Raw genomic sequence first — 26,251 nt, 5'->3', positions numbered from 1 at the left:
GGGCTCACGCATGGCGCACCGCCGCGCCATGCGTGAGCCACTGTTCATCAATCCGGCCAGGTCCAGTCGGCGATCTCAGGCCGGTCCCGGCCGTGCTCGTGCGCGTAGGCCAGGTTGTCGAGGATGGCGTTCTTCATCTCCTCCTTCAGGTGCCCCGCCTTCACCGTCAGCCCCGGCACGCGGTCGATGACGTCGATGACCAAGTGGAAGCGGGAGGTCTCGTTCAGGATCGCCAGCTCGAAGGGCGTGTTGATGTTGCCCTTCTCCCGGTAGCCATGCACGTGCAGGTCTTCGTGGTCGATGAAGCGATACGCCAGCTTGTGGATGAGCGAGGCATAGCCGTGGAAGCTGAAGATGATGGGCTTGCCCGGCGGGAACAGGCCCTGGAACTCACGTTGGGTGGACCCGTGCGGGTGGTCCGCCGACGACTGCAGCTTGAACAGGTCGACGACGTTGATGAAGCGCAGCTTCAGGTTCGGTGCGCGCGCGCGGAGGATGGAGGCGGCGGCCAGGGCCTCCTGCGTCGCCACGTCGCCGCAGCAGGCCATGATGACGTCCGGCTCCGCGTCCTCGTCCGTGCTGGCCCGCTTCCAGATGCCAAGCCCCTTGGCGCAGTGGGCGACGGCCTCGTCGATGCTGGTGAACTGAAGGTGCTTCTGCTTGTCCGCGACGATGACGTTCACGCAGTCGGTGCTGCGCAGGCATTGGTCCGCCACCACCAGCAGCGTGTTGGCGTCCGGCGGCAGGTAGATGCGCGTGACCGTGCCGGACTTGTTCGTCACCAGGTCGATGAAGCCCGGGTCCTGATGTGAGAACCCGTTGTGGTCCTGACGCCACACCGTCGAGGACAGCAGGATGTTCTCCGAGGCGACCGGCGCCCGCCATTTCACGTGGTTCTTGCTGATGTCCAACCACTTGGCGTGCTGGTTGAACATGGAGTCCACGACGTGGGCGAACGCCTCATACGTGTGGAAGAAGCCGTGCCGCCCCGTGAGCACATACCCCTCCAGCCAGCCCAGCAGCGTGTGCTCCGACAGCATCTCCATCACGCGGCCGTCCCGCGCGAGGTAGCCCCCGTCCGCGTCCTCCGGCAACAGGTTGGCCATCCAGGTCTTCCCGCTCACCTCGTAGATGGCCTGGAGGCGGTTGGAGGCGGTCTCGTCCGGGCCGAAGACGCGGAAGCTCGCCGGGTTGTCGCGCATGATGTCGCGCAGGAACTCGCCGAGCGGCTTCGTGTTCTCATGCAGCGTGGTGCCGCGTGTGCCGACCTTGACCGCGTAGTCGCGGAAGTCCGGCAGCTTGAGCGCCTTGCGGAGCAGGCCGCCGTTGGCGTGGGGGTTCGCGCTCATCCGCCGGTGTCCCTTGGGCGCGAGCGACCGGAGCTCCGGCATCAGCCGCCCCTCCGCGTCGAACAGCTCCTCGGGCCGGTAGCTGCGCATCCAGTCCTCGAGCGCCTTCAGGTGCGCCGGGTTTTCGCGCACGGCGCCGAAGGGGACCTGGTGTGAGCGCCAGGAGCCCTCCAGCTTGTGCCCGTCCAGCTCCTTCGGACCGGTCCAGCCCTTGGGTGAGCGCAGGACGATCATGGGCCAGCGGGGGCGCGTCGGCGTGTCCGTCAGCCGCGCCGTCTTCTGCAGGGCGCGGATCTCCGCGACGGCCTGCTCCAGGGTCTCCGCCATCTTCTGGTGCATCTGGGCCGGGTCGCTGCCCTCGACGAAGTAGGGCTTGTAGCCGTAGCCGACGAACAGGGCCTCCAGCTCCTCCGGGCTGATGCGGGCGAGGATGGTGGGGTTGGCGATCTTGTACCCGTTGAGGTTCAGGATGGGCAGCACGGCGCCGTCCCGCACGGGGCTGATGAACTTGTTCGAGTGCCAGGCCGTCGCGAGCGGCCCCGTCTCCGCCTCGCCGTCACCCACGACGCAGGCGACGATGAGGTCCGGGTTGTCGAAGGCCATGCCGTACGCGTGGGAGAGGCTGTAGCCCAGCTCGCCGCCTTCATGGATGGAGCCCGGCGTCTCCGGGGTGACGTGGCTGCCGATGTGGCCGGGGAAGGAGAACTGCTTGAAGAACTTCTGCATCCCCTCCGCGTCCTGGCTCTTGTCCGGATAGACCTCCGAATAGGTGCCCTCCAGGTACGCCGGCCCGAGCACGCCCGGGGCGCCGTGGCCCGGCCCGGCCACGAAGATGACGTCCAGGTTCTGCTCCACGATGAGCCGGTTCAGGTGGACCCAGGTGAACGAGAGCGCCGGGCTCGCGCCCCAGTGGCCCAGCAGCCGGTGCTTCACGTCCTTCGGCACCAGGGGCCGCCGCAGCAGCGGGTTGTCCTGGAGGTAGATCATCCCCACCGCCAGGTAGTTGCACGCGCGCCAGTACGCGTTCATCAGCTCCACTTCCCTGGCGGTGAGCGGTCCCCCGCCCCGGGTCCGCTCGCGGCCTGGTGCGGAGGGCCCCTGGCCGTGCTCCCTTGCGGACAAGGGCCGCCCATACTCAGACGCTTCCGTCCCTTCGGGGTGTGCCATGACATGCCTCTCATCAGTGGTGGGTGGGGTGTGCTTCTTCGGCTGGGGCGAAGCCCGGCTCGCCCTCCATGTCCGCGGTGTAGGCGCCCAGCACCGCCGCGCTGTCGCACCAGGCGCGGTGGTGGAACGCCCGCTGGGCGGCGGGCACCTGCTCGCTCCGGCCCCTCCAGGTTTCGAGCGCCTCGTCCTGCAGCGCGCGACCGAAGGAGAAGCTCAGCTTCCAGGGCTTCGGGCCCTCCAGCGCATTGATGGCGTTGAGGTGCTTCGTGGCCAGGACCGCGTCCTGTCCGCCGGAAAGGAAGACGACCCCGGGGACCGCGGGCGGCACATGGTGGGTCAGGACGCGCAACGTCGCCTCCGCCACCTCCCGCACCGGAGCCTGTCTCGCGAAGCCCTGGCCCGCGGTGATCATGTTCGGCTTGAGCAACATCCCCTCCAGGGCCACCCGCGCGACGAAGAGCTCGTTGAAGACCGCTTGCAGCACGCGCCCCGTCACGTCCTCACACCGCTCGAGCGCATGCGCGCCGTCCATCAGGACCTCGGGCTCCACGATGGGCACCAGGCCCTGCTCCTGGCAGAGCGCGGCGTAACGCGCGAGCGCGTGCGCGTTCGCGTGGATGCACGTCGCGCTGGGCAGCCCGGCGCGGATGACGAAGACCGCGCGCCACTTGGCGAAGCGCGCCCCCAGCTCGCGGTACTCCGCAAGCCGCTCGCGGAGCCCGTCGAGCCCCTCCGTGATGGACTCTCCCGGCGCGCCGGCCAGGGGGCGGACACCGGCATCGACCTTGATGCCGGGGATGATGCCGCGGTCCGCCAGCAGCTCGATCAGCGGAGTGCCTGCCGCGCTGTCCTGCCGGATCGTCTCGTCCTGCAGGATGGTCCCCCCGATGAACTCGGCGATGCCGGGCGTCGTGAAGAGCAGCTCCCGGTAGGCGCGGCGGCTGTCCGCGGTCGACTCGATCGCGCGCGCGGTCAGGCGCTTCGTGATCGTGGAGACCGTCTCGTCCGCAGCCAGGATGCCCATTCCATCAGCGATGATGGCTCGCGCGGTTTCACCGAGCCCTGGCATCGTCGGCATGTGTTCCTCCCGTCTTCCTGAGAGTGAAGCTGGGGGCGTCCTGACGTGCCGACAACCCGCGAGGTGGCGCTCGGCAACGGGGCTGCCTTTGAGCGCCGGACGGGATGGTGCGACCCACGCCGCGATTGCCATCTTCCCCCTGGACCCCGCTGTCACTGGCGACGCCCGGTGTCGCGGTCACGCCGGCGAGCGGGCGGGCGCTGGAGACAACCATGACCCTCAAGTTGCTCATCGCGGATGTCGACGGGACCATGGTGACGCGGGACAAGCTCCTCACCGCGCGAACCTGCGACGCCGTCGCCCGGCTGCGCGACCGCGGCATCCTGTTCACCCTCACGAGCGGGCGGCCGCCGCGCGGAATGGCAGGACTGGTGGCCCCGCTGAAGCTCACGGCCCCCCTGGCTGCGTTCAACGGCGGCGTGTACGTCAAACCCGACCTGACGACGGTGCTGGCGCAGCGGACCCTGCCGCCCACCATTGCCAGACAGGCCGTGGACTTCATGCTCCAGGCGGGCCTGGATGTCTGGGTATACCAGGGGGCGGAGTGGTTCCTCCGCGCCCCCAACGCCTTCCGCGTGGCGAGGGAGCAGAGCAACGTCGGGTTCGACCCGGTCGTCATCGCGGACCTGCACGGCGTGCTCGACGCCGCCATCAAGCTCGTCGGGGTGAGCGAGGACAAGGAGCGGGTCGCGCGGTGCGAGGCCGAGCTCGCCCTGCGGCTGGGGACGGAGGCCTCGGCGGCGCGCTCGACGCCCTACTACGTCGACGTCACGCACCCTGAAGCGAACAAGGGGATGGTCGTGCGCGAGGCCGCGCGCCTCCTCGGGCTGCCGCTCGAGCAGATCGCGGCCATCGGGGACATGGCCAACGACCTGCCCATGCTGACCACCGCGGGCATGGGCATCGCCATGGGCAACGCCAGCCCCGAGGTCCAGCGGTTCGCGCGCCACGTCACGCGCACCAACGACGAGGAGGGCTTCGCCCACGCGGTCGAGACCTTCCTCCTGGGCCAGCCGCCCCTCGCGCGGACGAAGCTGGGGCTCCCACCCCGCGCGCGCGCCTGCCTCTTTGGACTCGACGGCGTCCTCACCCAGACCGCCAGCCTCCACGCACGAGCCTGGAAGCAGCTGTGCGACTACTACCTGCGGCAGCGCGCGCGCTCCTCCGGGCAGCCCTTCATCCCCTTCGACCTGGTGCGAGACTACAGCCGCTTCTTCGACGGCAAGCCGGCGCTGGAGGGGATCCACGCGTTCATCGACGCCCGTGGCATCGCGCTGCCGGAGAGCACGGTCCACGCGCTGAACGACCGCAAGTCCGAACTCCTGACGGAGCTGCTCCAGCAGGAGCGCGTGGAGACGTATGAGGGAACGGTCCGCTACGTCCAGGCGGCGCGCGCCATGGGCCTCAAGACCGCGGTCGTCTCCGCGAGCAGGCACGGCGCCGGGATGCTCCAGTCCGCCGGCCTCCTGGACCTCTTCGACGCGCGGCTCGACGCCACGATGCCCCCCGCGCTCTACCTCGCGGCGGCCCGTGCCCTGGGCGTCGACACGGAGGAGACGGTCGTCTTCGAGGACACGCCCGCCGGCGTCGCGGCCGCACGGGGTGCCCACTTCGCCTATGTCATTGGCGTCGACCGGCTGGGCCAGCCCGCCGAGCTGCGCCGCCACGGCGCGGACCTCGTGGTGGCGGACCCCGCCGCCCTGCTCGGGCAGGAGGAAGCCCCTTGAGGGGCCACCGCTCGTCCGGGCGCGGGCTCAGTACCGCTCGGGGATGAAGTTCTTCCCCTGGAGCGAGGCGTCGTCGTCATACGCGCCCCGCTCGGAGCGGCGGGGCAGCTTCACCTTGGGACGCTTCACCTGCTTGTGGGGAATCTTCTCCAGCAGGAAGCGGATGCAGTTGAGCCGCGCCTTCTTCTTGTTGTCGGAGCGCAGGATGTACCAGGGCGCGTGCGGCGTGTCCGTCGCCGCCAGCATCTGATCCCTCGCCCGGGAGTAGTCGTACCAGCGCGTCCAGGACTTGAGGTCCATGGGGCTCAGCTTCCACTGCCGGAGGGGGTCGTCGATCCGCGCCGCGAACCGCCGCGCCTGCTCCGCCTTGCCGACCTCGAGCCAGATCTTCACCAGGAGGATTCCGCTCTCCACCATGTACTTCTCGAAGACGGGACACCCCAGCAGGAAGCGCTCGTGTTCTTCGGGAGTGCAGAACCCCATCACGGGCTCCACGCCGGCCCGGTTGTACCAACTGCGATCGAAGATCACGATCTCCCCCGCCGCCGGGAAGTGCGGCACGTACCGCTGCAGGTACATCTGGGACTGCTCCCGGCTTGAAGGCGCCGGGAGGGCCACCACGCGAAACACCCGGGGGCTCACCCGCTCCGTGATGGCGCGAATCGTCCCTCCCTTCCCCGCGGCGTCCCGCCCTTCGAAGACCACGATGACCCGCATTCCCTCCTGCTTGACCCAGTCCTGGAGTTGGCAGAGCCGGGCCTGGAGCTTGCGAAGCGCCTTCTCGTAGTCCTTGCGCTTCAGGGGCTCTGCATGGGTGTCCTGGGCCATGGTCCCAGGGTCGTGCGCCCCGACGACAGGCGCAATGCGTACCGTGGGGAGACGCGTCCGCCAGCTGGAGGAACCCGCTGGAAGACATTGACCTTGTGGGGCCTACGACATCCACGTCGCCCCCGCGTCGGTGTCTTGCATTGCGCAAAGGACAGCGCGGATTGTCCCACGGGGCATCCGGACCGCTCGTACTTCCGTGTGCCCCGCGCGGTGCGGACCCTCTCGTCCATCATCGAGGTGTCTCGGATGTGGGGGGCGGACAACACCATGCAGGGGATGAAGCCGGGGTTCGGTCCCGTCGTCGGCGCATTGCCGCTGCTCGGCCTCCTATCAACGCTGGCCGGGTGCACGGTGGGACCCGACTTCAAGAGACCCGAAGCCGCGATCGCCAAGGAGTGGCGTACCCAGGGCGACCCCCGGCTATTGAAGCAGGCCGAGGTCGACACCCAATGGTGGAAGTCGTTTGGTGATCCGTCGCTCGACCGACTCGTCGAGCTTGCCTACCGGCAGAACCTGCCGCTGCGGATCGCGGGGCTGCGGATCGTGGAGGCGCGCGCCCAGTTGGCCATCCTCACCGGCCGGCAGTATCCGCAGGTGCAGGTGGCCACCGGCAGCGCCGCCGCGGTGGGGCGCAGTGAGAACGCCGCCGCGTCCAACCTGATCGACCTGGCCAACCTCGGCGAAATCGACCGCCACTACCTGGAATACCAGCTGGGCTTCGACGCGCTGTGGGAGGTGGACTTCTGGGGCAAGTACCGGCGGGGCGTGGAGTCGGGAACCGCCGGCCTGCTGGCGTCCGTGGCGGACTACCAATCCTCCCTCGTGTCGCTCACCGCGGAGGTCGCGCGGACCTATGTCCTGGTGCGCACGTACGAGGTGCTCATCGAACAGGCGCGGGAGAACGTCAGGATCCAGGAGGAGGGCTTCCGGATCGCCGAGTCGCGCTTCACCAACGGCGCCACCTCGGAGTTGGACATGACGCAGGCCGCGACCCTGCTGGAGAGCACCCGGGCCACCATCCCCCAGTTGGAAGGCGGGCTGGTGCAGGCGCGCAACGCCCTGAGCACGCTCCTGGGCCAGCCCACGGGCGCCGTGGAGGCCTTGCTGGCGGGTCCCAAGCGGATCCCCCTGGCGCCCGCGACGGTGGCGGTCGGGATGCCGGCGGAGATCCTGCGGCGGCGCCCGGATGTCCGCAGCGCGGAGCTCTTCGCCGCCGCGCAGTGCGCGCGAATCGGCATCGCCGAGGCGGAGCTCTATCCGAGCTTCTCCCTGTTCGGGACGATTGGACTTCAGGCGAGCAACGCCGGCGCGGCCTCCAGCAACCTCTTCTCCCTGGGCAGCCTGGCCTATTCCGTGGGCCCCCGCATCGTCTTTCCCTTCCTGAACTACGGCCGCCTGAAGAACGGGGTGCGGGTGGAGGACGCGCGGTTCCAGCAATTGCTGGTCAACTACCGCAACACGGTGCTCAAGGCGGGCCAGGAGGTGGAGGACTCCCTGGCGGGCTTCGTCAGCGCCCAGAAGGCCATGGCGTTCCAGCAGGCCGCCGTGAAGGCCGCGCAGCGGTCGGTGGAGCTCGCGGTGGTGCAGTACCGGGAAGGCGCCGTGGACTACCAGCGCGTGCTGGACGCGCAACGCTCGCTCCTGGAACAGCAGAACAACCTGGCCCAGACGAGCTCCTCCATCGCCACGAACCTGGTCGCCCTCTACAAGGCGCTGGGCGGAGGCTGGGAGATCCGCCGCGACCAGCCCGTCGTGCCGGAACCGATGCAAGCCGAGATGGAGCAGCGGACGAACTGGGGAGACATGTTGTCCAAGCCGCGGGCGCAGGAAGCCAAGACGCTTTCGCAACCGGGAAAGCAATAGGGAGTCCGCCATGCCCAAGCTTCCGAAAGGAAAGATGAAGTGGATCCTCGGGGCGGTCGCCGTCGCGATCCTCGCGTTCATTGGCTTCCGCTACTGGAAGGGGAAGCAATCCGCGCTGCCGGAGGGAATCGTCTCGGGCAACGGCCGCCTGGAATCGAAGCTGGCGGATGTCGCCGCCAAGGAACCCCTGCGGGTGAAGCAAATCCTCGTCAACGAAGGCGACCTCGTCAAACCAGGTCAGGTGCTGGTGCAACTGGACACCACTACGCTGGAGTCCAGCCTGGCGGAAGCGAACGCGAACCTCGCGGCCATGCAGGAGAAGATGGCGGTGGCCCAGGCGGGGATCGTCCGGCAGAAGAGTGAGATTGAACTCGCCACCATCGAGGCCGAGCGCGCCCGCAGGTTGGTGAAACAGGGAGCCGGCTCGCAGCGGGACGTGGACGTTCGCACGAGCCAACTGGAGACCACCCGGGCCACCCTGGCGGAGGCGGAGGCCACGCTGAAGACCTCCAAGCAGGAGATTGAAGTCGCGCGAGCGAATGCCCAGACCATCCAGACGCGCATCGCGGATGCGACGCTCAGGTCTCCGGTGACGGGACGGGTCCTCTACCGCCTCGCCGAGCCCGGCGAGGTGCTCGCGCCCGGTGGACCGGCGCTCACGCTCGTGAACCTGGAGGACGTCTACATGGAGATCTTCCTCCCGGCCAGCGAGGCCGCCCGGGTGAGGCTTGGCTCCGAGGCGCGCCTCACCGTCGACTTCGAGCCCAACCGCTCCATCCCCGGGTATGTGTCCTTCGTGTCCCCGGAGGCGCAGTTCACGCCCAAGCAGGTCGAGACCAAGAGCGAGCGGGAGAAGCTGGTGTTCCGCGTGAAGCTCCAGGTCCCCCGGGAGCTGGCCAGCCGCTACGTCGAGCGAATCAAGACAGGCATTCGCGGCGTCGGCTACGTCAAGGTGGACCCCTCCGCGGAGTGGCCCGCCCGGTTGCAGAACGTCATCACGGGTGAATCCGCGTCCCGTTAGCCGGCCACCGGGGGGCTCCGCCATGAACGCATCCGTGACTCCAGCATCGCCGGCGGGCGCCTCCAGCAGGCCTGTGGTGTCCATCCAGGACGTGACCCACCGCTACGGCAAGGTCGTCGCGCTCGACGGCATCTCGCTCGACGTGCCCAGCGGCATCATGGTGGGCATCGTGGGCCCTGACGGCGTCGGCAAGTCGACGCTGATGGCCCTGGTCGCCGGCTCCAAGAAGATGCAGCAGGGCCGGGTGACGGTCCTGGACGGGGACATCGCGGACGCCCGGCACCGGCGCTCCGTGGGGCCGCGCATCGCGTACATGCCCCAGGGGCTGGGGAAGAACCTCTACCTGGAGCTCAGCGTCTACGACAACGTCGACTTCATGGCCCGGCTCTTCGGGTTGTCCCCCGAGGAGCGCAAGGCGCGCGTCCCGGAGCTGCTCGCGGCCACGGGCCTGGGCAAGTTCGCGGAGCGCCCCGCCGGCAAGCTCTCCGGCGGCATGAAGCAGAAGGTGGGCCTGTGCGGCGCGCTGGTGCACGACCCCGACCTGCTCATCCTCGACGAGCCCACCACCGGCGTCGACCCGCTCTCCCGGCGGCAGTTCTGGAGCCTCATCGACGACATCCGCGCCGGGCGCCCCGGCATGAGCGTCATCATCTCCACTGCGTACATGGACGAGGCGCAGCAGTGGGATTGGATCGTCGCCATGGACGCGGGGCGCGTGCTGGCGACGGGGACGCCCGCGGAGCTGATGGAGCGCTCCGGGACCCAGAACCTGGAGCAATGCTTCATCGCGCTGCTCCCCGAGGAGAAGCGCCGGGGCCACAAGGAGATCGTCATCCCGCCCCGCGCGCCGGGCAACGCGGAGCTGGCCATCGAGGCCCATGGGCTCACCCGCCGCTTCGGGACCTTCACCGCCGTCGACCACGTCACCCTGTCGATTGAGCGCGGGGAGATCTTCGGCTTCCTGGGCTCCAACGGCTGCGGCAAGTCCACGACGATGAAGATGCTGACCGGCCTGCTGCCTCCCACGGAAGGGACGGCGAAGCTCTTCGGCAGCTCCGTGGATGCCGGCAGCATGGAGGTGCGCAAGAACCTGGGCTACATGACGCAGGCGTTCTCGCTCTACGGCGAGCTGAGCGTCCAGCAGAACCTGGTGCTGCACGCCCGGCTCTACCACCTGCCGCCAGACAAGGCGAAGGCGCGCATCGACGAACTGGTGGAGCGGTTCGGCCTGGGCACGCACCTGGAGGCGCTGGCCGGAGACCTGCCCATGGGCCTGCGCCAGCGGCTCTCGCTGGCCGTCGCCGTGCTGCACGGGCCGCAGATCCTCATCCTGGACGAGCCCACGTCGGGGGTCGATCCCGTCGCCCGGGACAGCTTCTGGGAGCTGCTCATCGACCTGTCGCGCAAGCAGGGCGTCACCATCTTCGTGACGACGCACTTCATGAACGAGGGGATGCGCTGCGACCGCATCTCCCTCATGAACGCGGGGAAGGTGCTGGCGGCGGACTCGCCCCAGAAGCTCATCGAGGCCCGGAACGCGGACAGCCTGGAGACCGCCTTCATCGGCTACATGGAAGACGCCATCGCCGAAAAGGCTCGCGCCGAGGACAAGGGCGCGGCGGCCAGGGACGCGACTCCCGCGCGCGCGCCCGAGGCCCCCCCGCCCGCGCCCGCGCCCGCGCATCGAGTGGACCGGGCGGGCCTCCGGCTGAGACTCGGCCGGCTGCTCGCGTACAGTCACAACGAGGCCATCCAGATCCTCCGCGACAAGGTCCGGCTCGCGTTTGCCTTCATCGGCTCGGCGTTGCTGATGCTCGTCTTCGGCTTCGGCATCACGACCGACGTGGAGAACATCCGCTTCGCCGCGCTGGACATGGACCAGTCGCCCGAGAGCCGCGCGTACATCGAGCAGTTCAGCTCGGCGAAACCCTATTTCGCCCTGACCCCGCCAGCTGATTCCTCGGACCAGGCGCTCCGCAGGCTCCAGTCCGACGATGTCTCGATGGTGCTGGAGATTCCGCCTCGCTTCGGTCTGGACTTGCGCCGGGGCTCGGGACCGGAGGTGCTGGCGCAGGTGGACGGCGCCATGACCTTCCGTGGGGACACCGTCGAGCAATATGCCCAGGCGGTCCACAACCGGATGCTGCGGGATCCCGCGAGCGGTTTCCATTCGGCCAGAGCCCAGAAGGACACGGCCAACATCGAGGAGCGCTACCTCTACAATCCCACCTTCGAGAGCGTCTACTCCATCGTGCCGAGCGTCCCGGCGCTGCTGCTGCTGCTCATTCCCGCGATCCTCATGACGGTCAGCATCGTGCGGGAGAAGGAGCTGGGGTCGATCATCAACTTCTATGTCACGCCCACGGGGAGGCTGGAGTACCTGCTCGGGAAGCAGCTGCCCTACGTGGTCATCGGGATGGCGAACTTCTTCATCCTGACCGCCCTGGCGCTGGTGGTCTTCGGCGTCCCCATCAAGGGCAGCTTCCTGACGTTGGTGCTCTGCACGCTGTTCTACGTCGCGGCGACGACAGGCATCGGGATGGTTACGTCCACGTTCACCGGCAGCCAGGTGGCGGCCGTCTTCGTCACGGCCATCCTGACCATCGTGCCCACCATCCAGTTCTCCGGCTTGTTGCAGCCCGTCTCCACGCTGCAGGGCGGGGCCGGTGTCGTCGGTTCCATCTGGCCGGCCACCTATTACATGCACGCCAGCCTGGGCGCCTTCACCAAGGGGCTAGGGGCGGGCCTCATCCTGAGGGACGTCGCCTTCCTGGCCGTATGCGTCCCCGTCCTCCTGGGTATCAGCGTCATCGGCTTGAGAAAGCAGGAGAAATAGCGGTGAACTCGCTGCTGAACATCCTCTGGCTCGGGCTGAAGGAGCTGCGCAGCCTGCTCAGCGACGCGGTGCTGGTCGTGTTCGTCGTGTATGCGTTCACGCTGGCCATCTATGTCCAGGCCACGGGGACCTCGAGCGAGGTGAACAACGCCTCGATTGCCTTCGCGGACGAGGACGGGTCCGCGTTGTCCAAGGAGCTGCTCAACGCCTTCTATCCTCCCCGCTTCAAGGTGCCGGAGCTCATCTCCCCGGATGCGGTCCAGGGGGACATGGACCGGGGCCGGTTCATGTTCGTCGTCGTGATTCCGCCCCGCTTCGAGCACGACCTCCGCGCGGGGCGCAACCCGGATATCCAGGTGAACATCGACGCGACCGCCATGCAGCAGGCGGGCATCGGCTCCGGCTACATCAAGAACATCATCAACGACCGGATCGCCTCCTTCCTCAAGCGCACGGAGGAGACGGGACCGAAGCCCGTCAACCTGATCGTCCGCAAGCTCTTCAACCCCAACGGGGTCTCGTCCTGGTTCAAGAGCGTGGTGGCCATCATCAACCAGATAACCCTGCTGACGGTCGTCCTGACGGGCGCGGCGGTCATCCGTGAGCGTGAGCACGGGACGCTGGAGCACCTGCTCGTGATGCCGCTGACCTCGTTCGAGATCGCGATGGCGAAGGTCTGGGCCAACGGGCTGGTCATCCTGGTGGCGACCGCGGCTTCGCTCCTGCTGGTCGTGCACATGGTGCTGAAGGTGCCGTTCGCCGGCTCGGTGGTGCTGTGGTTCGTGGGCGTCGTGCTCTACCTGTTCTTCGCCACGGCGCTCGGCATCTTCCTGGGGACCATCTCCCGCTCGATGGCGCAGTTCGCGCTGCTCATCATCCTGGTGGTGCTCGTGCTGATGCTGCTGTCGGGCGGGAGCACGCCCGTGGAGAGTCAGCCGAAGTGGCTGCAGTACGTGACGTACCTCCTGCCCGCCCGGCACTTCGTCAGCTTCTCGCAGGTCATCATCTACCGGGGCGGAGGACTCTGGGCCGTCTGGCGCCAGTTCCTGATGGTGAGCGCGGTGGGCGTGGGGTTCTTCGTCTACAGCCTGGCGCTCTTCCGCAAGTCCATCGCGGTGAGCAAGTAGGACCGCGGGAGCGCCGGGCGCCGTCAGTCCTCCTCGGCGTCGCTGTCCGACGCGTAGTCCATCATGTCTTGATGGACGAGCGCCTGCTGGCCCTGGTTGTTGAACCTTCCAACCTCCATGATCCCAGGCAGCAGTGCTTGATTGAGGTCCTGGATGGCGGGCACCCTCCAGCCGTCGGGAGCGAGCGCATGGGCGCCGCGATACACCGGCCGGAAGAGCGCGCCCTCCCATTCGAAGTACTGGAAGAAGTACCAGGCGCACTTCACACAGGCCAGCTTGGTGTTGCCGAAGTAGAGCGTCGGCTTGTAGTTCAGCTGCTTGCTGGCGAAATCCAGATGCAGCTTTTCGAGCAGCTCCATCTCCGCGTGACACTGCCCCGTGAGGGCGGTCACGTATTTGATCTCCTCCAACTGGGCCACGGTCTTGCGTCCTCCCATCTTGGCGAGACCGCGCTCGGTATAGGACTCGATCGCGCGGATGTACTCCTGCGCGGAGAGCACCATGTTCGTGAACCGCGACTCCTTGAGGTTCCGGAGGTTCTGCTTGATGGCGTCGCGGGACTCCTTCACCTTCCATTTCAGGGCGGTCTCCCTGGCGTTCTTCACGACCAGCGGGAGAAAGGACTCCACCCCCAAGGACGACAGGGCCTCTTCGCGCTTCGCGTTCTTCAGGCTCCCAAGCTCCTCGAGATTGAAAGCGATGTAGAGATGGTCCTTCAGCAGCACGGCGGCGACGCAGTTGACCTTCCGGTAGCCGATTCTCCGGAAGCAGTCCGCATAGGCCATCGCCACCGCATCCGCCTGTCGGGCACTCCAAGGCCATTCCATGGGTGCGAAGGGGTTGGCGGCGATATGTTCAAGCTGGTCCAGCGCCTCTTCATTGCTCAGCGGCACGTGCGCCCCTCTCAGGGAAGTCTGGAGCAGCGTACTTTTCAAGGTCAGGGAGCCGCCACCCCCTGAGTGCCGCCGCGCGCATGACGGCGTGATGGATGTCTGGGTCCTGGACGAGCTGGCACAAGGCGACCATCCTCCTCGGGATGCGACTGCTCCCCCGCCTCCACCTCTTCGAGTTCCTCGACCAGCCGTGGCTGCCCGCGCTGTTGCGCCGGGGCGAGGTCGACTACCTGCACGTCGTGCTGGACCGGACGCGGCCCTATGACGCCGTGGCCCCGCAGCTGGGGGAGCTGCTGCGCATGACCGGCACGAACCGGATCATCGACCTGTGCTCCGGCACGGGCGGCCCCTGGCGCACGCTGCTCCCGGTGCTGCGCAAGGCGCATCCCGAGGCCGAGGTCGTGCTCACGGACCTCCACCCCACCCCGGTGCCGGAGCTGCCCGAGGGCGCGCAGTACCGCGACACCCCGGTCGACGTCACCCGCATCCCGGAGGAGCTGACGGGGCTGCGCACCCTCTTCGAGGCGTTGCATCACTTCCGCCCGAAGCAGGCGCGCGCCGTGCTCGCGGACGCCGCCTCGCGCGGAGTGCCCATCGCCGCCTTCGAGCTCACGCAGCGCTCCCTGCCCTACGTCCTCATCCAGCTGCTGCTCATCATCCCCCTGGTGTGGGGCTTCACCCCGCTCATCCGCCCGGTGCGCTGGTGGCGGCTGCTGCTCACCTACCTGGTGCCCATCATCCCCCTGCTCATCCTCTGGGATGGCGTCGTGTCGTCGCTGCGGACCTACGCGCCGGAGGACCTGGAGGAGCTGACGGAGGGGCTCGATGCCAATGGCTACCGCTGGCACAGCGGCGTCCATCGCGCGCAGGGAATGACCATCACCTACCTCCTCGGGCTGCCTCGGCGCCGGTTCTGAGTCAGGCAGCGCGGGCACGGGCTTTCCAGCCGCACTCGATAAAAACAGTCAAATACTTCAAACAGTCCTACCTCCTTGGGGTACCCCTTGGAAGGCAAAGCCTCGCATCCCACCCTCCGACCTCTGTGGCCGGAAGGGGAAGACATGAATGCAAGGAATTGGAGCACCCTGCTGTGGTTCGGGCTGGCAGGGGTGGGATGTGGGGGCGTGCAGGGCGATGAACCGCCAGGGGTGCCGGCGGTCACGGTGGAGGAGGGCTCCCGTGAGGTGAGCGCCCAGGCCTGCCCTCCGGGGGTGGCGTCCCGGGTGGCGGACCTCACGCCGCCGGACTTCGCGGGCTTCATGGGGGAGCTCACCCAGGTCCAGGGGACGCTCTACTTCGTCACCTCCTCCTTCGACACCGGCTCGGTCCTGTGGCGCAGCAACGGGACGGAGGCCGGGACCGTCCCGGTGAAGATGTTCCCGGGGCCGCCCGGCGTCTACCAACCGACGAACCTGGTCGCGGTGGGCAACAAGCTCTTCTTCCAGGTGCGCACCCCGGACACCGGCATGGAGCCCTGGATCAGCGACGGGACGGAGAGCGGGACCCACCTGATCAAGGACCTCACCCCCGGCGCGGCCGACTCCATCCTGGAGAATGGCTACGAGGTCAACGGCCGCCTGGTGTTCTTCCGCTGGGTGGCGGTGTCTTCGAGCGAGGCGCGACCGGAGCTGTGGCGGTCCGACGGCACGGCGGCCGGCACGCTGCGGGTGCGCAGCTTCAGCACCGTCCGGAACCTGAGCTACTACAAGCTGAAGGTCGGCAACGCGCTGCTCTTCTTCTTCGCCGAGGAGACAGGCACCACGCTGTGGCGCACCGACAGCACGCTGGCCGGCACCACCGTCGTCAAGCAGTTGGACGCGGGGCTCACCTACGTCAGGGATGTGAGCAGCCCGGGAGAGGTTCCGCTGTTCATCCTGGATGACGGCCCCGACCACGAGGTGTGGAAGACGGATGGCACCGCCACGGGCACGGTCCGGCTGGACTCCTTCGGCAAGCCCGTGGACCTGCTCGGGGCGCTGGGCGCGGAGGTCTATCTGACGTCCGTGGACAGCCCGGTGACGAAGCGGCTGCGCATCGACCGGCTCTCGTTGAGCGGCGGCGGCAAGACGCACATCACCACCCTGCCCAACCCCTACGGCGCCGGCGAGTACGCGTACCCCGCCGTGCGCACGGCGGTGGTGTCCGGCAACGACCTCTACTTCACCCAGGTCATCCAAAGCGACGCCCCCGTGCCCGAGAACGTTTCGCTGTGGGCGACGAACGGCACCGCCGCGGGGACCCGCCTGCTCTTCAACAACCCCTATGTGGAGTACGGCTACCGCTACCCCGTGTTCGCCACGGGAACGGGCCAGGTCCTGTTCGGCGGCGCGCCGGACGAGAACCGGCCCGTCGTCCCCTTCTTCACCCGGGGCTCCGTGGCGACGCAGGGCCGGCTGGCGGACATCTTCCTGCCGGACTCGTTCACCCGCGTGGGCCACCGCATCTTCTTCACCGCCCTGGATGCCACCCAGCAGGGCCAGCTGTGGTCCGTGCCGGCCACCTTCAGCTGCCCGCCAGGGCTGACCGAAGCGCGCGAATAGACAGGGCCGGCACCGGGGCACTCCCAGCCGGCGCACGGCCGGGGAGCGAGGAGCGGGGCCGCGAACCCGGCGCGTCGACTCCTGCGACGCGCCGGGTGGGCCTGCCGTCAGTTGACGGTCAGGGTGGCTTCAGCCGGGTAGGGATTGCTGCCCAGGTTGGTCTCCAGGGCGCCGGCGTGAATCTTGTTGCGGAACTGGCCCTTGCAATCGGTGGTGACCTCCACCTTCACCGTGCATGAACCATTGGCGGGGATCGAGCCGCCCCACATGACCACCTTCGAGCTGCCCCAGTAGGCCATGAGGGACCCGCCGCACGTGGTGGTGGCATTGCCGGCCGCGATCATCCCGTCGGGGAAGACGTCGTCGAGCGACGAGGTCAGGGAGGCGGGCTTGCCGTTCGGGTTGCTCAACGTGATGGTGAGCAGGGAGGTCTTGCCTTGCTTGATGGAGGACGGGCTGAAGGACTTGGCGAGCCTGGGCGGGACCTTCATGCCCTGCTTGACGGTCAAGGTGGCTTCCGCAGGTGACTTGTTGCTGCCCTTGTCGGTCTGCAGGGCCCCCTTCGGAATCACGTTGCAGTAACTGCCCTCCTTCTTCGCGGTCACGTCCACGGTCACCGTGCAGGAGCCGTTGGCCGGGATCGCGCCGCCGGTGAGCACCACCAGCGAGCTGCCCGGGGTGGCCGTGACCACGCCTCCGCAGGTGTTGTTCGCGTTGCCATGGACATACAGGCCGTCAGGCAGGACGTCCTTGAGCGGCGCCGTCAGGACCGCGGGCGTGGCGTTCGGGTTGGTCAGCGTGATGACCAGGGTCGAGACGCCCCCCGTTCCGATGGTGGAGGGGTTGAAGGACTTCTGGACCGTGGGCGCCTTGCCCCCGCCCCCCTGCATGGGGACGACGGTCAGGGTCGCGACGGCAGGGGCGGCGTTGTTGCCCTGGTTGGTCCGCAGGTCGCCTGCGAGCAGCGCGTTCACATAGTTGCCGGCAACCGGCGCGGTGACCGGCACCGTCACGGTGCAGGACCCGTTGGCCGGGATCGCGCCCCCCGTCAACGTCACCGTCGAAGCGGTGGTCGTGACCAGGCCGCCGCACGTGGTGGAACCCGGACCGGCGACCGTCACCCCCGCGGGCAGCGTGTCCACGAGCGGCGCCGTCAGGATGGCGGGCATCGCGTTGTTGAAGTTGCTCAAGGTGATGGTCAGGGTCGAAGTGCCGCCCGCCTTGATGGTGGCCGGGCTGAAGGCCTTGCCGAGCGTGACGGCCGAGGGGATGGTCACCGTCAGGGTCGCGATGGCCGGAGCGGTATTGCTCCCATTGCCGGTCTGCAGCGCGCCAGCGGCCAGCGAGTTGATGTAGTTGCCGCCAGCAGGCGCCGTCACCGGCACCGTCACGGTGCAGGAGCCGTTGGCTGGAATCGTGCCGCCGGTCAGCGTCACCGTCGAAGCCGTGGTGGTGACGGTCCCGCCGCACGTGGTGCTGGCCGGGCCCGCCACCGTCACGCCCGCGGGCAACGTATCCACGAGCGGCGCCGTCAGGACCGCGGGCGTGGCGCTGGTGTTGCTCAGGGTGATGGTGAGGGTGGAGATGCCCCCCGGGCTGATGGTGGCCGGGCTGAAGGCCTTGCCGAGCGTCGGCGCGCCCCCGGCCGGAGCATTGACGGTCAGGGTCGCGATGACCGGAGCGACGTTGTTGCCCTGGTTGGTCTGCAGGGCGCCAGCGGCCAGCGAGTTGATGAAGCTGCCCCCGGCGGGCGCCGTCACCGGCACCGTCACGGTGCACGAACCGTTGGCCGGAATCGTGCCGCCGGTCAGCGTCACCGTCGAAGCGGTGGTGGTGACGGTCCCATTGCACGTGGTGGTGGCCGGGCCCGCCACCGTCACGCCCGCGGGCAACGTATCCACGAGCGGCGCCGTCAGGACCGCGGGCGTGGCGCTGGTGTTGCTCAGGGTGATGGTGAGGATCGAAACGCCGCCCGCGTTGATGGTGGCCGGGCTGAAGGCCTTGCCGAGCGTCGGCGTGCCCCCGGCCGGGGGATTGACGGTCAGGGTCGCGATGACCGGAGCGGCGTTGTTGCCCTGGTTGGTCTGCAGGGCGCCAGCAGGCAGCGAGTTGACGAAGCTGCCCCCGGCGGGCGCCGTCACCGGCACCGTCACGGTGCAGGAGCCGTTGGCCGGAATCGTGCCGCCGGTCAGCGTCACCGTCGAAGCGGTGGTGGTGACGACCCCGCCACACGTGGTGCTGGCCGGGCCCGCCACCGTCACGCCCGCGGGCAACGTATCCACGAGCGGCGCCGTCAGGACCGCGGGCGTGGCGCTGGTGTTGCTCAGGGTGATGGTGAGGATCGAAACGCCGCCCGCGTTGATGGTGGCCGGGCTGAAGGCCTTGCCGAGCGTCGGCGCGCCCCCGGCCGGGGCATTGACGGTCAGGGTCGCGATGGCCGGAGCGGCATTGCTCCCGTTGCCGGTCTGCAGCGCACCGGCGGCGATCGAGTTGATGTAGTTGCCGCCAGCGGCCGCGGTGACCGGCACCGTCACGGTGCAGGAACCGTTGGCGGGAATGGCGCCCCCCGTCAGCGTCACCGACGAAGCGGTGGTGGTGACGACCCCGCCGCACGTGGTGGTGGCCGGGCCCGCCACCGTCACGCCCGCGGGCAACGTATCCACGAGCGGCGCCGTCAGGACTGCGGGCGTGGCGCTGGCATTGCTCAAGGTGATGGTGAGGGTCGAGCTACCGCCCGCGTTGATGGTGGCCGGGCTGAAGGCCTTGCCGACCGTGGGCGCGATCGCGGGCTGGGTCACCGTCAGGGTCGCGGCGGCCGGAGCGGCGTTGTTCCCGTTGCCGGTCTGCAGCGCACCGGCGGCGAGCGAATTGATGTAGTTGCCGCCAGCGGCCGCGGTGACCGGCACCGTCACGGTGCAGGAACCGTTGGCCGGGATGGCGCCCCCCGTCAGCGTCACCGACGAAGCGGTGGTGGTGACGACCCCGCCACACGTGGTGGTGGCCGGGCCCGCCACCGTCACTCCCGCGGGCAGCGTGTCGACGAGCGGCGACGTGAGGGTGGCCACCGTGGGGTCCGGGTTGCTCAAGGTGATGGTGAGGGTCGAAATCCCACCCGCGTTGATGGTGGCCGGGCTGAAGGCCTTGCCCAGGGTGGGAGGCAGGGGCGTGACCGGGCCAGCACACGAGGAGATGGTGACCTCGTTGGAGTCCAGCGTGACCGCGCCATTGCGCGCCAGGGCCCTGCCGGCGACGGTCGCGTCGGTCGTCAGGGTGATGCTCGTGAGCGCGAGGATGTTCCCGACGAAGGTCGAACCCGTACCGATGGTCGCGGAGCTTCCGACCTGCCAGAAGACGTTGCAGGCCTGCGCGCCATTGATCAGCAGCACGGACGAGTTGCTGGCCGTGGTCAGGGTGCTCGCGATCTTGAACACCCAGACGGCGTTGGGGTTGCCCATGGCGTCGAGCGTGAGCGCGCCGGTGAGCTGGGCCGAGGCCGATCCGAAACAGTAGACGCCCGGCGCGAGCGTCAGTCCCCCGAGCTCCGCGGACGGAAGCGTGAAGTCACAGGGCTGCCCTGCCAGGTTGTTGTACGCAGTCGTGGTGTCGCTCTGGGCCTGGGCCGCCACCGCATCAGCCGCGTGGATCGTCCCTCCGACCACGATCCCCGGAGGAAAGCCGGTGATCGCGGTGCCTGGGCTGACGCCCAGGTCTCCCGTGACGACGGTCGGACCGGTGTTGGTCACCGTTGAAGCGCCCAGCACGGCGAAGCTCTGGGCCGTGCCCAGCGACGGGGCAGTGGCCACGGCCGCCTCGGAGACGCCGATCTGCTCACCCTCGTGTCCCTCCCGCACACTGCCGCAGGCGGGAAGGAGCGCCAGGGTCAGGACGATGGAAGCCAGTCTTGAAAACAGGCCTCCTCCCGTCCGTGCTTGAGTCATTGTTTTTCTCATTCTCATATCTCCTGAGTGATGACGGATGGTTAATGCAGACAGGTATCTGAGTTTGGGAAAGACATTCCGCAATCGCTCATTCGGGCAGGGCAATGTGCCCGCACCGCTACGACAGGGACGTCCACGCCAGCAGCTTCCGCGGGGAGGAGGAGCGGCCTGTCCCTCGCGGATCACCGCACCGGCGTGGACACCGCTTCGATGCGCAGGGGCCTCCCGAACGCCAGGGGCACGCTGGACCGCGCCGCGAAGACGACCTCGTTCATGGGAACCGCCAGGTGCGGCTTCTTCCGCGTCTCCATTGCCTGCGACCTGGGGCTGGGGACACCGGCGCCAATGTCCTTCCTATTCCAGGAATCAAAACCATCCCATCAATACAGGCACTCTGTTGAAATCCGGAGTCATCCCAGGCTGCCGGGATGGAAGGCATGCGCGCACCCTGTCCGCCGCGACGGAGGGGCGATGCAGTACACTCCGTCGGACGCACCACCACCGTCACCGTGCCCGCGCTGGAATGCCCTCCGACCTGCTGGAAATCTCAGACCTCATCGTCGACTACGACGTCGCGACGCTCCAGCCCCGGCCGGTGTCCCGCTCCGCGGTGGTGGCCCGGCTCGAGGCGAACGGGCAGCGCTCCGCCGCGCGGCTCGTGCGGCGGATTCCCGCTTCCAATGACACGCTCGACGCCGAGGCCTGCAACCTGGCCCTGCTACGCTCGCACATCGAGCTGCAGCGACTGAGCGAGGAGTTCCTGCAGGCGGACCGTCTCCGCTGCGTGCTGCTGCCCCTGCTGCAAGCGCTGCGCGACGCCGGCGTGAAGCCTCCGCTGCGCATCGTCGACGTCGGCTGTGGGCTCGGCTACGTCGTCCGCTCGCTCGCGGCGCATGGGCGGCTGGGGCGCGACGTTGAAATCATCGGCTGCGACATGAACGTGACGCTGATCGAGAACGCCCGGCGGCTCGCGGAGGAGGAATCCCTCTCATGCGAGCTCAAGGTCGCGAACGCGTTCCAGTTGGAGCAGCCCGGCCACGTCTTCATCTCCACGGGCGTCCTGCATCACTTTCGTGGAGACGACCTGAACGCGTTCTTCGCCGGCCAGCGGCAGGGGCACGCCTTCGTCCACTACGACATCCAGCACTCGGTGCTCTCGCCCTGGGGGTCGTGGATGTTCCACCAGGCCCGCATGCGGGAGCCGCTCGCGCGCCACGATGGCGTGGTCTCCGCACGGCGCGTTCATTCCACGCAGACGCTGCTGTCGGCGGCCCGCACGGAGACCGGGTTCACCTGCGCGTCCCTGGACGGCGCCCGGAACCTCCTCGGCGCGGTGCTGCGGCCCATGACCGCCACGGTTGGAACCCGCGCGGAGCTGTGGGAGCCGCTCCTGCGGCACCTGGGACCGCTGCGCGCACGGCTGGGGCCTGCCCGATGAACGCGGTCCTTCCCGTGCTGCTGGCGCTGCTGGCCATCACGGATGCCTCGTTCTGCGGCTTCCGGGTCGCCGCGGGCCGGGATGCGCGCATCTTCAAGGCGGACTTCTACCGGTCCGCGATCCGCCGGGGGATGGGGCGGGGAATCTTCACCACCGCCGTGGTGGGTGCTGGCATCGCCGGAGCCTGCCTGTTCGCGCCGGGCCTGTTCACGCAGCTGCTCGTCTGCGCGCAGGCGATGCTCTGGGTGCTCCTGCCGTACGCGACCCTGACCCTGGTGGGCATGGGCGTGTGGGCCGCCGCGGAGGCCGACGCGCGGACGCTCGCGAGCGTGGTGGTCCTGGGGCCGTTCACGCTGATCCGCCCCTGGGTCATCGCGGCGGCGGCCGTCGTCGGCGCGTGGAAGGCGCCAGGCCTCACGGCCGCGCTCGTCACCATCGCCGCGTGCGCGGCCCAGCTCGCGCTCGAGCCCTGGCTGAACGTGGGCATGCGGGCCCGGCTGCCGGCCGTGGGTCAGGCGAGACCGTGAAACAGGAAGTCGCGCGTTTTTCCTGACACTTCCGGACCCCCGCCCTCCCCTGGCTTGCTCGCTCCCCGGTCCCTTCCTAGGATTCCGGGCTCCGCCGGATCCCCCCTCAACCCTGGAGCATCACCATGCGGTACACGCGCAAGAACGTTTCCGAGCTGCTCGACACCGTGAAGGGCAACCCCGACGTGGTGGGCTTCTGGACCTCCACCGTCGGCAGCTACACGTACAACATCACCCCGTCCGCGGGCGGCTACATCTACCAGGACATCTACAACCCGAACCACCGGATGTGCGAGGACGGCGGCCAGACCGTGTTCGAGGACGCGTCCCAGGTGGGCTGCTACTAGCGCCCCCTCCCTCCACGCCACACCCGGAGCCCCCCCATGCGTTACACGCGCAAGAACGTCAGTGACCTGTTGAGCTCGGTGCAGGGCAGCCCGGATGTCCAGGGCCACGGCACCTCGACCTTCGCCGGTGCCACCTGGACGATGGTCCCCTCCTTCGGCGGCGGCGCCGTCTGGCAGAACTCCTGGACGTACCAGTGGACCTGCGAGGACGGCGGCACCGTCACCGCCGAGGACCGCTCCACGTTCGGCTGCTACTAGCGCCGCGCCTTCCCACCCGCCGTTCCCCCCGCCGCACGGAGGTCCCCGATGCGTTTCACGCGCAAGGATGTCTCGGAGTTGCTGGAGCTGGTCCACGGAGGCCCGGACGTCATGGGCTTCGCCACGTCGAACTTCTCCAGCACCACGTACACGCTCGTCGCCTCGGGACCGGGAACGGTCTGGCAGGACCTGTACAACTCGGCCCACCGGCTGTGTTCCGAGGACGGCGCGACGTCCCCCTATGAGGACTGCAGCGGCGGCATCTAGCCCCGCGGTCCTCGCTGCATCCCCCGCTTCCCCCCGTCTCGCGGTCCCCTCATGAACACGCGCCTCACCCTGATCCTCAACACCCACATGCCGCAGGTGTTGGGCGAGGGGCCCCTCTTCGATGAGCCGGAGAACTGGCTCTTCGAAGCGCTGACGGAGACGTACCTCCCGCTGTTCCGGATGCTGGAGCGCTGGGACTCCCGGCGCTTCGCCGGCACGCTGGTGATGTCCTTCACCCCGTGCCTGGTGGACCAGCTCGTCGCCTGCGAGGAGCGCTACACCGGCTACCTCCAGCTGCTCCGGCGCATCGCCACGCGCGAGCTGGAGCGCACGTCGCGGCTGGACCTCTACAACCGCTACGAGAAGTTCCCCCAGTCGCTGTCGGACGAGGCGCTCGCCCGCGTCCACCGCACCGCGGGCATGTACCTGCGCCGCGTGGAGGACAGCCTCGCGTTCCTGCGGGAGCACAGCCTGCGCGACGTGTTCGCCACGCTGGGGCGCTCGCGGCTGCCGGGCGTGCAGCTGTGGACGTCCACGCCGCAGCACAACTTCCTGCCCTTCTTCCAGCCCGCCATCGCGGACCGGCTGGTGGCGCGGGGCGTGGAGTCCTTCCAGGACGTCTTCGGCCGCGAGCCGGACGGCCTCTGGCTGCCCGAGTGCGCCTTCCAGCCGGGCCTGGAGCGCGTGCTCACGCGCCACGGCATCCGCCGCACCGCGCTCAGCCTGACAGGCATTGGCGCATCACAGCCCCAGGACCCCAGCGGCGTGTTCCGCCACGAGGACCTGGAGGTGCTCGTCCACGACTACCGCATCGGGCTGTACCTGTGGAAGTCGCCCGAATCCACCTATCCCGCCCATCCCGTCTACCGCGAGTTCTTCCGGGACGTGGGCTTCGACCTGCGCCCCGAGTACTTCGAGGAGCTGGGCGTGCCCGTGCCCGCGAACAAGCGGGGCCACGTGTGGACGGGCCTCAAGTACCACGCGGTGAGCGGGCAGAAGGTCGACCTGGGGCAGAAGGCGCTCTACGACGTGGACGCCGCCCGCGCCCAGGTGCCCCAGCACGTGCGCGCGTTCTGGGACCTGCTGGAGTCGCGCCGCTCGCTCGTTCAGGACGGTCAGACGTTCGTGCTCGCGTTCGACACGGAGCTGTTCGGCCACTGGTGGCACGAGGGCGTCGACTGGCTGGAGGGCGTCATGCAGCCCGCCGCGCCGCTGGAGCTTGCGGCCACGCCGCCGGCGCCGCCGCCCGAGCCGCCGTCGCTGCCCCGGCTCTACTATTCGACGTGGGGACGCGACTTCTACAGCGAGCACTGGCTGACGCCGGGCAACGCGTGGATGTACGCGCTCATCAAGCTGGTGGAAGCGCAGTTGCCGGAGCCGGTGGACGCGGAGACGCGGGAGACGTGGCGCCGCTTCGAGGTCTTCAGCGGCAGCGACCTGCTCTTCATGATTCCGGACCCGACCCAGCGGGACCGGGCGCGCGCGCTGTTCCTCGCGCGCTACGCGGACGTCGTGTCGCGGCTGAAGGACTTCTCGACGGAGCTGCTCACGTCCTTCCCGGTGGACCCCTTCAAGTGCGTGCTCATCCACGTGAGCAAGGCCGGCGGGCAGGAACAGCCGCCGTTCCTCCTGCGCCGGCTGTCCCTGGAGGGTGTGAACACGGAAGCGCGCCGGGAGCTCACGCTGGACGCGGAGGTGCTGGAGGTCGCGGGCCTGCGCGTCGCGTTCCAGTACTTCCTCTTGCACCCCCAGGGCCGCTACGCGCTGCGCGTGGAGGGCTCCGAGCGCGAGCACGTCTTCCAGATGCCGGACTACGGCGTGCCGCTGCTCATCGCGCCGGACACCCGTACCTATCCCAAGTACGACCCGGAGGTGCTCTACCGGAAGCTGGGTGAAATCTGGGAGGGCGACCAGCGGCTGCCGCTCAAGATGAACCCCACGCTGCGCAGCCGCCACATGTACACGCGCGCGCAGGTGATGGAGGTGCTCGCGGGCAAGCGGACCGCCGTCTTCAAGTACAACAAAGAAGGCTACGCGCTCTTGCGCTTCCGCGACCGCGGCCCGGCCCCGGCGTGCGTCGTCTTCGACGACTCGGTGTCGCTCAGCGACGCGGGCGCGTACATCCAGGCCGGGGAGTTGTCCGTGCCCGTTGTGAACGACCCGGCGGACATCGCGCGCCACGACTTCGACGCCGTCGTCTTCACGTGCTCGCTCAACTTCGAGACGGAGGTGCCGCACGTCCGGGCGCTCCTGGAGGTGGCCACGCGCAAGCGGCTGCCGGTGGTGTCGCTGTACGACGACATCCTCTATTACGACTTGTTCGACGGGCTGGAGCCGGACCCCGACCTCTTCTGGCGCGTGGCCGTGCCGGAGCAGGACGCGCTCGCGAAGCCGGGTCCGGCGGAGTACGGGCCGCGCAACCTGCTGGGCGTCTTCGGCACGGACACGGTGCAGGGCAAGTTCACGACGCAGGTGTACCTGCGCGAGGCGCTGGCGAAGCACGTGCGCGTGCGCCACCACGCCACGGAGCCCACGGGCATCCTGCTGGGCTCGGACACGGGCTACTCGCGCGTGCTGCGCGTGGAGGGCCCGCAGCGACTGGCGTTCGAGCGGCGGCTCATGGCGGACCTGGCGCGCGACTGCGACCTGGTCATCACGGGCGGGCAGAACGGGCTGCTCTACACGCCCGCCGGCCTGGACCGCCGGGCCAACGCCTCCACGCTCATCTACGAGACGTTCCTGCCGCGCCTGGTGGTGCTCACCGTGTCGGTGGACACGAAGCCGGAGGACGTGGTCGCGACGCGCGAATATCTGGAGATGCTGGCCCGGGAGCATGACGTGCCCTGCACGGTGGTGGGCCTGGCGATGATGGGCGGGCGCAAGCTCCTGGGCAGCCGGTGGACGGAGACGTGGTTTTTGGGCGTGCGCGATGAGGTGCTGGAGGAGGCGCGGCGCAAGATGGAGCAGCACACCGGCCTGCGCGTCCACGCCATTCCCGAGGAAGTGGACGCGCTGGCCCAGAGCGTGCTCACGCACCTGTGATGGAA

Annotated in this window: 19 protein-coding genes; 13 read left to right on the top strand and 6 right to left on the bottom strand. The window is 68.7% G+C overall.

The features are described from left to right. Nucleotides 1-47: 47 nt before the first annotated feature. Both AABA78_RS25130 and AABA78_RS25125 read right to left on the bottom strand, forming a co-directional pair. Nucleotides 48-2,516, bottom strand: coding sequence for a phosphoketolase family protein (locus tag AABA78_RS25130; protein ID WP_338266500.1), 2,469 nt, complete (start codon nt 2,514-2,516; stop codon nt 48-50). 13 nt (nt 2,517-2,529) lie between these two features. After that, nucleotides 2,530-3,594: a class I fructose-bisphosphate aldolase gene (locus AABA78_RS25125; RefSeq protein WP_338266498.1), complete on the bottom strand. Its 1,065-nt coding sequence runs from the start codon at nt 3,592-3,594 to the stop codon at nt 2,530-2,532. A 212-nt stretch (nt 3,595-3,806) separates the two neighbouring features. On the opposite strand from AABA78_RS25125, the gene AABA78_RS25120 reads away from it, so the two are divergent. Continuing rightward, a complete protein-coding gene (locus AABA78_RS25120; RefSeq protein ID WP_338266497.1) occupies nt 3,807-5,321 on the top strand; it encodes a Cof-type HAD-IIB family hydrolase in 1,515 nt (504 codons plus the stop codon). Nucleotides 5,322-5,348: 27 nt separating this feature from the next. Here the strand turns inward: AABA78_RS25120 and ppk2 are convergent, their stop codons facing one another. After that, nucleotides 5,349-6,149: a polyphosphate kinase 2 gene (gene ppk2 / locus AABA78_RS25115; protein ID WP_338266494.1), complete on the bottom strand. Its 801-nt coding sequence runs from the start codon at nt 6,147-6,149 to the stop codon at nt 5,349-5,351. Between the two features lie 210 nt (nt 6,150-6,359). Here ppk2 and AABA78_RS25110 point away from each other — a divergent pair, with 210 nt between their 5' ends. Genes AABA78_RS25110 through AABA78_RS25095 form a run of 4 tightly spaced genes read left to right on the top strand, consistent with a single transcriptional unit; the run spans nt 6,360 to nt 12,996 of the window. Further along, nucleotides 6,360-8,012, top strand: a complete 1,653-nt coding sequence (locus tag AABA78_RS25110; RefSeq protein WP_338266492.1) for an efflux transporter outer membrane subunit — start codon at nt 6,360-6,362, stop codon at nt 8,010-8,012. Nucleotides 8,013-8,046: 34 nt separating this feature from the next. Next, entirely contained in the window at nt 8,047-9,033 is a 987-nt protein-coding gene (locus AABA78_RS25105; RefSeq protein WP_338266490.1) for an HlyD family secretion protein, read from the top strand. Between the two features lie 22 nt (nt 9,034-9,055). Then, nucleotides 9,056-11,869: a ribosome-associated ATPase/putative transporter RbbA gene (gene rbbA, locus AABA78_RS25100; protein ID WP_338266488.1), complete on the top strand. Its 2,814-nt coding sequence runs from the start codon at nt 9,056-9,058 to the stop codon at nt 11,867-11,869. A gap of 2 nt (nt 11,870-11,871) precedes the next feature. Then, a complete protein-coding gene (locus AABA78_RS25095; protein ID WP_338266487.1) occupies nt 11,872-12,996 on the top strand; it encodes an ABC transporter permease in 1,125 nt (374 codons plus the stop codon). A 23-nt stretch (nt 12,997-13,019) separates the two neighbouring features. Here the strand turns inward: AABA78_RS25095 and AABA78_RS25090 are convergent, their stop codons facing one another. Then, nucleotides 13,020-13,889, bottom strand: coding sequence for a hypothetical protein (locus tag AABA78_RS25090; protein WP_338266485.1), 870 nt, complete (start codon nt 13,887-13,889; stop codon nt 13,020-13,022). A gap of 143 nt (nt 13,890-14,032) precedes the next feature. Between AABA78_RS25090 and AABA78_RS25085 the strand changes: the two genes are divergently transcribed. Both AABA78_RS25085 and AABA78_RS25080 read left to right on the top strand, forming a co-directional pair. After that, a complete protein-coding gene (locus AABA78_RS25085) occupies nt 14,033-14,806 on the top strand; it encodes a class I SAM-dependent methyltransferase (RefSeq protein ID WP_338266484.1) in 774 nt (257 codons plus the stop codon). A gap of 144 nt (nt 14,807-14,950) precedes the next feature. After that, nucleotides 14,951-16,429, top strand: a complete 1,479-nt coding sequence (locus AABA78_RS25080; protein WP_338266483.1) for a hypothetical protein — start codon at nt 14,951-14,953, stop codon at nt 16,427-16,429. Between the two features lie 107 nt (nt 16,430-16,536). Here AABA78_RS25080 and AABA78_RS25075 read toward each other — a convergent pair whose 3' ends face one another. Together AABA78_RS25075 and AABA78_RS25070 are read right to left on the bottom strand one after the other, a co-directional pair. Next, on the bottom strand, nt 16,537-20,232 hold the full coding sequence (locus AABA78_RS25075) for a DUF7933 domain-containing protein (RefSeq protein WP_338266482.1): 3,696 nt from the start codon (nt 20,230-20,232) through the stop codon (nt 16,537-16,539). A 317-nt stretch (nt 20,233-20,549) separates the two neighbouring features. Then, on the bottom strand, nt 20,550-20,678 hold the full coding sequence (locus AABA78_RS25070; RefSeq protein WP_338266481.1) for a hypothetical protein: 129 nt from the start codon (nt 20,676-20,678) through the stop codon (nt 20,550-20,552). Nucleotides 20,679-20,890: 212 nt separating this feature from the next. Here AABA78_RS25070 and AABA78_RS25065 point away from each other — a divergent pair, with 212 nt between their 5' ends. The 6 genes from AABA78_RS25065 (at nt 20,891) to AABA78_RS25040 (ending at nt 26,246) form a co-directional block, all read left to right on the top strand. Further along, the gene (locus AABA78_RS25065) at nt 20,891-21,805 is read left to right on the top strand and encodes a class I SAM-dependent methyltransferase (RefSeq protein WP_338266480.1); all 915 of its coding nucleotides are present in this window, start codon (nt 20,891-20,893) and stop codon (nt 21,803-21,805) included. Further along, the gene (locus tag AABA78_RS25060; RefSeq protein ID WP_338266479.1) at nt 21,802-22,332 is read left to right on the top strand and encodes a hypothetical protein; all 531 of its coding nucleotides are present in this window, start codon (nt 21,802-21,804) and stop codon (nt 22,330-22,332) included. The genes AABA78_RS25065 and AABA78_RS25060 overlap by 4 nt, the downstream gene beginning before the upstream one ends. A 125-nt stretch (nt 22,333-22,457) precedes the next feature. Next, entirely contained in the window at nt 22,458-22,679 is a 222-nt protein-coding gene (locus tag AABA78_RS25055) for a hypothetical protein (protein ID WP_338266477.1), read from the top strand. 36 nt (nt 22,680-22,715) lie between these two features. Next, nucleotides 22,716-22,937: a hypothetical protein gene (locus AABA78_RS25050; RefSeq protein ID WP_120523628.1), complete on the top strand. Its 222-nt coding sequence runs from the start codon at nt 22,716-22,718 to the stop codon at nt 22,935-22,937. A gap of 48 nt (nt 22,938-22,985) precedes the next feature. Further along, nucleotides 22,986-23,204 (top strand): hypothetical protein, encoded by a 219-nt coding sequence (locus AABA78_RS25045; RefSeq protein WP_338266476.1) that lies wholly within the window; start codon nt 22,986-22,988, stop codon nt 23,202-23,204. A gap of 51 nt (nt 23,205-23,255) precedes the next feature. Further along, entirely contained in the window at nt 23,256-26,246 is a 2,991-nt protein-coding gene (locus AABA78_RS25040) for a hypothetical protein (RefSeq protein ID WP_338266474.1), read from the top strand. Nucleotides 26,247-26,251: the final 5 nt, after the last annotated feature.

Origin of the sequence: Corallococcus caeni (genome assembly GCF_036245865.1) — a bacterium.
In the GTDB taxonomy this organism is placed as follows: domain Bacteria; phylum Myxococcota; class Myxococcia; order Myxococcales; family Myxococcaceae; genus Corallococcus; species Corallococcus caeni.
This window is presented reverse-complemented; position numbering and strand designations above follow the sequence as displayed.